This is a genomic window from Saccharibacillus alkalitolerans, from assembly GCF_011090185.1.
In the GTDB taxonomy this organism is placed as follows: domain Bacteria; phylum Bacillota; class Bacilli; order Paenibacillales; family Paenibacillaceae; genus Saccharibacillus; species Saccharibacillus alkalitolerans.
The window spans coordinates 87624-94044 of sequence record NZ_JAAFGS010000013.1 but is presented as its reverse complement, the minus strand read 5'-3'; the positions used below and the strand labels follow the sequence as shown (position 1 = coordinate 94044).

Annotated in this window: 4 protein-coding genes; all 4 read right to left on the bottom strand. The window is 61.7% G+C overall.

Features of this window, described 5'->3' with window-relative positions; translation table 11 throughout:
- Nucleotides 1–225, bottom strand: a 225-nt coding sequence (locus GYN08_RS23525; RefSeq protein WP_206023888.1) for a hypothetical protein, incomplete at its 3' end; no start/stop codon positions are given.
- Nucleotides 226–434: 209 nt separating this feature from the next.
- Nucleotides 435–1496, bottom strand: a complete 1062-nt coding sequence (locus tag GYN08_RS22400; protein ID WP_166279612.1) for a WG repeat-containing protein — start codon at nt 1494–1496, stop codon at nt 435–437.
- 297 nt (nt 1497–1793) lie between these two features.
- Nucleotides 1794–4997 carry a GAP1-N2 domain-containing protein gene (locus tag GYN08_RS24000; RefSeq protein WP_166279609.1) on the bottom strand — a complete coding sequence of 1068 codons (3204 nt, stop codon included), beginning with the start codon at nt 4995–4997 and terminating at the stop codon, nt 1794–1796.
- Nucleotides 4998–5000: 3 nt separating this feature from the next.
- Entirely contained in the window at nt 5001–6257 is a 1257-nt protein-coding gene (locus GYN08_RS22390) for a TRAFAC clade GTPase domain-containing protein (RefSeq protein WP_166279606.1), read from the bottom strand.
- Nucleotides 6258–6421: the final 164 nt, after the last annotated feature.

Below are 6421 nucleotides of genomic sequence, written 5' to 3'. Positions count from 1 at the left end.
TGTACAGGTGACGGGCCTTTCGGTATTCGATGACGAGCTCGGCGGAATGCGAATCTGCTGAATTCTTCGATCGACTGTTCCTTCGTTTTGTTTGTGCCGATGTACGCTTGCATGATCTCCTCGAGTTTCTGACGGAACATACCGATCGAGCAGCGTCTGCGTCCCGGTCGTGACCGTAACTTCGCTGCCGTCCGTCATCGCGATCACCATGCTGCTGCCCGGCATGGAATTGAGGGCTGTATCCTCCGTTTCCGCTTTTCCCCATAGTCGGCTTCATCCTACCGCCCGGCGACTTTTCGGATGATGACCCGGTCGGCAGGACGGTCGGCAGCCCGCTACAAGCAGGACCAGCAGGCATCCGACCAAAAGCAGTCTCTTTCGCATAACGATTCCTTCGAATCCTATCGTCTGCCGCTTATCCTTCCGAAACGGTTTCATTCCGGAGTGAAAACGACGTCTTCCCCATCCTGGTCCACGTAGCCGTAATCGACCGCCGCCGGCTTTTTCACGAGCATCATGCGGTTTTCGCTGTCGTAAGCGGCTTCGAAACGGGGCGGGATACGGTAGCCGCCGCCGGCGCCGATATACCCCCATAATCCGCCGGGCTGCCGAACAGGTGCGAGGCCTTCCGAAAAATCTTTGGCGTCTTCGAATTTCGGCTCGATCTTCACCGCTCCGGACCCGTCAACGAAGCCCCATAATCCGCCGAGCCGGACTTTGGCGAAGCCTTCGCTGAATCGGCCGACTTCCTCGTACCTGGGCTCGATCATCTCTTGTCCGCTCCTGCCGATGAATCCCCACCTGTTCCCGGTCATCACAGCCGCTTTGCCTTCGCTGAAGCCCCGGGCCGCATCGTAGACAAATCCCGATAAGGGCATGCCTTTTTTATCGACGAAGCCCCATTTTCCGTCCTTAAAGACCACCGCGAACCCTTCCCGAAAATCGCCCGCGTAGAGGTAACCCCCGCTTAACGCCACGTTTCCTTCCGGATCGATAAAGACCGCCTCGCCGTTCTCTTCCGGCACCACGGAAGCCAGTCCTTCGGAAAACGTATTGGCCCGGTAGTAATCCGTCCGCAGGGCGAATTCGCCGTGCTTGTCGATATACGTCCAGTGTTCGCCGGCCTTCCCCGCCTGCTCCTCGGCCCGCTTCATCACGACGGCCAGCCCGCTGCTAAAATCGCCGCCGCCGCGTTCGATGACCCGCTTCCCGGAAGCGTCGATATAACCGGTCTCATCTCCGATCCTTACGTAGGCCAGCCCTTCCGAAAAATAACGGGCTTCGTCGTACAAGGGAGGAAGCACCAACCGATTATCGTCGTTCGCGTAGCCGTACCGGCTGCCGATCAGTACCGGACGCCAGTCTTTCGACCGCAGCGAATCGACTGCCGTGACCGGAGAAGAAGCCCGGCGAACTCCGTCCTCCTTACAGCCGACCGCAAGCAATAATGCGACTGCAAGCATCAGCAGCGCGACTCTGGATACGGCCTTTCCCACCCGATCACCTCCCGCGGAAAAATGCGAAGAAGGAACAATTATCGCTTCTCTTAGTTATCCCTTAACCAGCGGGCGGGAGCGGCCAAACGGCTTTAAGAAAACGGAAAATGAAAGGGTTATAGGCCGGCGGCAGTAGGCCGGTCCGATCCCGCGGCATGAAGGCGCTCCGAATTCGAATTGCGGAAATCGGTACGGGCGTCTCTCCGCGCGAACCGACAGCGAGCAGATGCAAAAGCGGCAAAAAGCCCGACCGGACGCGACATTAGTCGGCGTCCGGTCGGGCTTTCCGTGCTGCGTTTATTCCGCCGCGGAATCCGAGCGGATGTCATAGCTTTCCTCGTCGACGGTCACCCGTTCGACGGGAGAATTCAGCGGAGTCACGATGCGATAAATCGCCTTGTACGGGTAGTCCGCAGGAGCCGCCTCTTCGTAGGCGGCTCCGCTTCCGGCTTCGGCGCCTTCGCCGGCCGCAGCGTCGTTCCCCGAATCGGCTGCTTCGCCCGCGGACGGTGCCGTGCCCGCGCCGGACGTATCGCCGGCTGCGGTTCCCTGCTCCGCGCCGGTCGCGGAGCCGGCGCCCGCATCGGTCCCTTGGCCGGACGCTTCGCCGGCCGGCTCTTCCGTTCCGGCACCGTTGTCCGTGCCGGTCAGGTCAGCGCCGGACGCCGCGGCTCCGGGTTCGCCGCTTTCGCTTCCGGCACCCGCGCCGTCGCCCTGAACCTGTTCAGTGCCCGTGCCGCCGGCCGGCTCTTCGCCCGCAGGGCTTTCCGGAGCGTCCGCTCCTTCGGTCGGCTCGGGGTCGGTTCCCCGTTCCAGAATCGGGCTGTCATAAGTCGTTTTGGAGCCGTCCGCCAGTTCCAACGTCAGACTGTGCGGTTCGTTCATGAACGCGTCCCGCGCTTCGGCGGTACGGAAGCCGAATTCCACTGTCTTCCCGCCCGTCGGCGCGAACACCAGCATCGCGGGTTCGCCGCTGCCGGCCGGTTCTCCCGCCGGGCTTTCTCCGTCCGTGCCCGTAGTATCCGTGCCCGCGTTCGCGGACGGATCGTTCGCCGGATCGGCGGCAGGTGCCTGAGCGGTCTGCTCCTGACCGCCCATTACGCCCGTGGCATACAGCACGCCGACCGTTGCTCCGCCGACGATCAGCAGGGCGAGCACCCCCATCAGCACCAGCGTCAAACCGCGGTTTTTGCGCATCCAGCGTACCAGCGCAGGAGCCTGCTGGGCCTGCACTTTGCGGTACACGGAAGCAAGCGGAGCCGGAGCCGCATCGAAATATTCGCGCCGGTTGTTCTTGTCCCGGAACGCTTCCCGGTCGTGCGCCGCGAAATAGCGAACGATCTCCTTTTCGTAAGCCGGGTCGAGTTTCCGGTCCTGCACGTACGGCTCCTGTTCGGCCGACCAGGCGAAGAACCGGTATACTTCTTCGCGTCCGCCGGTTCTCCCGGCGTTGATCCGCACGGCGTCGACGAGGCGCCGGTAATCGACGTCTTCCCCGCCGCCGCTCAGGCTGCGCGAGAAAGCCGGCAGCAGACGGTTGTAGCGTCCCGCCGCGATCTCCGCCGGCAGCAGACGCTTGCCGAGCATTTGGACTTCGTCCATCTCTTTCATGCCGAGTCCGTCCAGGAGAGTCGCGTCCGGCCGTTCCTGGGTGAACCACAGGTAAGCGGCGCGCAGCGCGGCATATTTGCCGGTGCCCCGGGGACCGCGCACTTTGCGTTTGCGCTCCTCTTCCGTCTCGCCTTCAAACAGAAAGCCCAGTCCCGTGACCTGCTGCAGCGTTACTTTTTCCCATTCCCATTCGTCCAGCAGATGCTGGACCGCTTCGTCCGCCAGCGTCACGCAGAGCGGATGCTTCATCAGCTCTGCGCCCGTGCCGTCCATCAAGCCGGCCGTCGGGTTGCCGTCGCCGCGCAGCGTCTCGACGACGCCGCGCACGGCCGACACCGGTTCGCCGGAGCGGCGGAGCTTGCTGCCGAGCACGCGCCGAGACGAATCGCAGAAATGCTCGTTGTTCAGCAGGCCCGAATGGTCGTCGGACCACTTCTGCACCATCCGCACCACTTCCGAAGCGTCTTCCGCCGACTCCAGTTTCCGGTCCAGATAAGGCTCAAACAGAATCGACGCCAGCTGGCGGTTGCCGATCAGTGTCGAGAAGAACATGTCCGCCAGCTCGGGATCGCTTTCGATCACCGAATAATACGCCATTCCGCCGTCTTTGCGCTTCTGACGCGTCACCAACGGCATCAGCGTCAGCAGATACCGCAGCACGGAAGCATCCGCCCCTTTGCCGCCGACCCGGTAATAGACCACGAGGTCGCGCAGCAGATCGGGTTCGGGTATGCGTCCCGCCAGCAGTTCCCGCATTTCGCGGTCGAAACGTCCGCCCAGCAGATCGAGCATGCGCGCTTTCGGCCGCGACTCGCCTAAGCGGCGAACCCAGCCCAGCAGCAGGCCGAGAATGCCGCGCCGATCCGCTTCGTACGGCGTTTCGTCGCCCTCCTCGATCCGGAACAAGAGGGACAGCTCCAGGTAGCGTTCCGGATTCAGATCTTCCGGCGTACTGCCGAGCGCTTCGTCCGCGAAAGCGAAAAAGCGCTCCAGCCGCTGCGGATCGCGCAGGCCTTCATGCAGAAAGTCCGCCAGCTCCTGCAGGCTTCCGCCTTCGGCCGCGTTCACGATCCGGCCGCGCGAGAAGTCGAACAGGAAGTCTTTTTCGATATTCCGGTCGCCCGGACGCATGGAGCCCTGCTCCACGAACGTCAGATGCACGCCTTTGCGGCTGTGCGGCTCGCGCGAATACGTCACGAAGCCGAGGCGGCGGCGGAAAGCCGGCGGCAGCGCGGCGTACAGCACTTCGAGCAGCCGCAGCGCGCGGGCGCTCATATCGGCCACCGGCGCGTTCAGCGTCACGTACACTTTGCGGCGTCCGCCGATCGATTCCATGACGGCCAGCAGCAGACGCTTGAACGAAGCGCCGTCCAGGCCCAATTCTTCGAGCTTGTCCGGGCCGGTCTTCGGCTGCGGCCGCTCCGCTCTCATCGGCAGCGATTCGAGTTCGGGCAGCGCGGCGCCGCGCGTCTCTTCTTCCGCCTGCCCGCTCTCCTGCGACGCGTAATCCGCATAGAGGAAGCTCATGTACTCCGCAGGCAGGGCGTCCGCCTTTTCCGCCGGAATGACATAGTTATGGGTGAAAAAGGTGCTGCGCAGTCCCGCGAAGTCGACCGACTTGTACAGGCTGCGTCCCAGCACGACGTCTCCGTTTTCCAACTGCACCAGGTGCACGGAATCCGGATAGGCCGATTCGTCCTTGACGCCGGAAGCGGTCAGTTCGGCCGGCGCATCATAGGAGCAGAGCGGATGCAGCGTTTTTTTGACGAACGCATCGTCCAGACCGGCCGAGCGCGCGATCGTGTCGTAACCTTCCGTATCCCTGAAAATGCCGCGGCGCGCTCTCGTATACAGCTGCTGGCCGATTTTTTGCGAGGAGAATGTGCTCAACGTCTACTCTCTCCCCTCGATATACTTCAATTTGTACAGCAGCCAGATGAACGGCTCGTCGACCCGCATCGGGCTGACGACGCCCTGAATCTTCTGATCGACCGGATTGCTGCCGAGCGCCGATACCGCGAAATAGCCGGTCTCGTTGAAATAGACGTCCATCGTTCCTTTGAACGGACGATCCACTTTCTCGATAAAGCGCCGCACTTCGCCGTCGATATTGTCGAATTCGTTCAGGTCGAAATAGTCGTGATGCTCCATGTTGTTGAAAATGTTGCTGTTCGGACGTATGTAATCCCCGTTCTCGTCGGCCAGCGAACGCAGCATGTCGCTCTTCGTCAGCACGACCGCCGTCGGAATGTCCGTTTTGCCTTTTTCCTGATGCGAAATGAAGTCGCTGAACATGGTCAATACCACGTCGCGCGGTTCGTCGTAGCGGTTGGTCCATTCGCCCGGCTTGTCGCCCAGCATGATGCGGATGCGCTCGCGGATCGAACGGATCTGCAGCGGATCGACCATGAACAGGATGCCGGCGGAATTTTTGATATGCCGTCCGTGCAGGTTCAGGTATTCCTCGTCCACCATGCCCTCGCCCGCCACGTCGAAGAACACCAGCGTCAGCGGAGCTTTGTTTTCGTCCTTGAACACGAATTGGAAAATGAACGGTTCCTGCATCCGCTCCTTCTGCGTGGAAGCCAGCAGATCGCCGCGCTCGAACAGCGGGTCTTCGTAGTTCATGCGGAACTTGCGGCTGATCTCCGCGTTCAGCGGCATGCAGGCGGCGTCGAACCGATCGGCCGTCGTCTGCTGCAGCGTGTGGATCAGCGACGTCATATAGACGGACTTGCCGACCTGCGACGCGCCCACGATCGATATGATGTTGCTCGGCACCTTGCCCGCCGTCACCGGCAGCTCGTTATGGCAGTGCGGGCACAGACGGCGGCGCGTCGTTTCCCCGTACCGGTCCGTCAGCGCCGTCAGCACGTTGTCCGTATAAGTGCGATGTTCCGGCAAAATGTCGCGCGGATACAGGATCGCTTCCATGTCGTATACCGTATCGAGCCCGAAACGCTCCCGATACCGATTCAGCGGTTCGTCTTCGCGCAGCGCGTAATCTTCGTCGTCCTCGCGGTGATGCGAAGCGCGGAAGACCACTTCCTCCGGCGAAAACTTGCTGAAGCAGTACGGACAGACGATATCGTAAAACAGCGGCCTCGGCTCTTCCTGAGGCTTTCTCTTGAATCGGCTGAAAAAGCTCATTCCCCGTTCCCCCTACCCTCATATGAAATCATTATTCCAACCCGCGGCTTCATCCAATATCCCCCTGGGCAAGTGGATAAGCCTCGGCGGCGCAGCCGTTTACTGCAGTCTCTCACTGCAGCCCTTCGCTGCACTCTTTAACCGCGCCGCTTACCGCAGCCGCT

Excerpts from the sequence above, each read along its gene's own strand:
- GYN08_RS22390 (WP_166279606.1), bottom strand. The coding sequence starts at position 6,257 with ATGAGCTTTTTCAGCCGATTCAAGAGAAAGCCTCAGGAAGAGCCGAGG.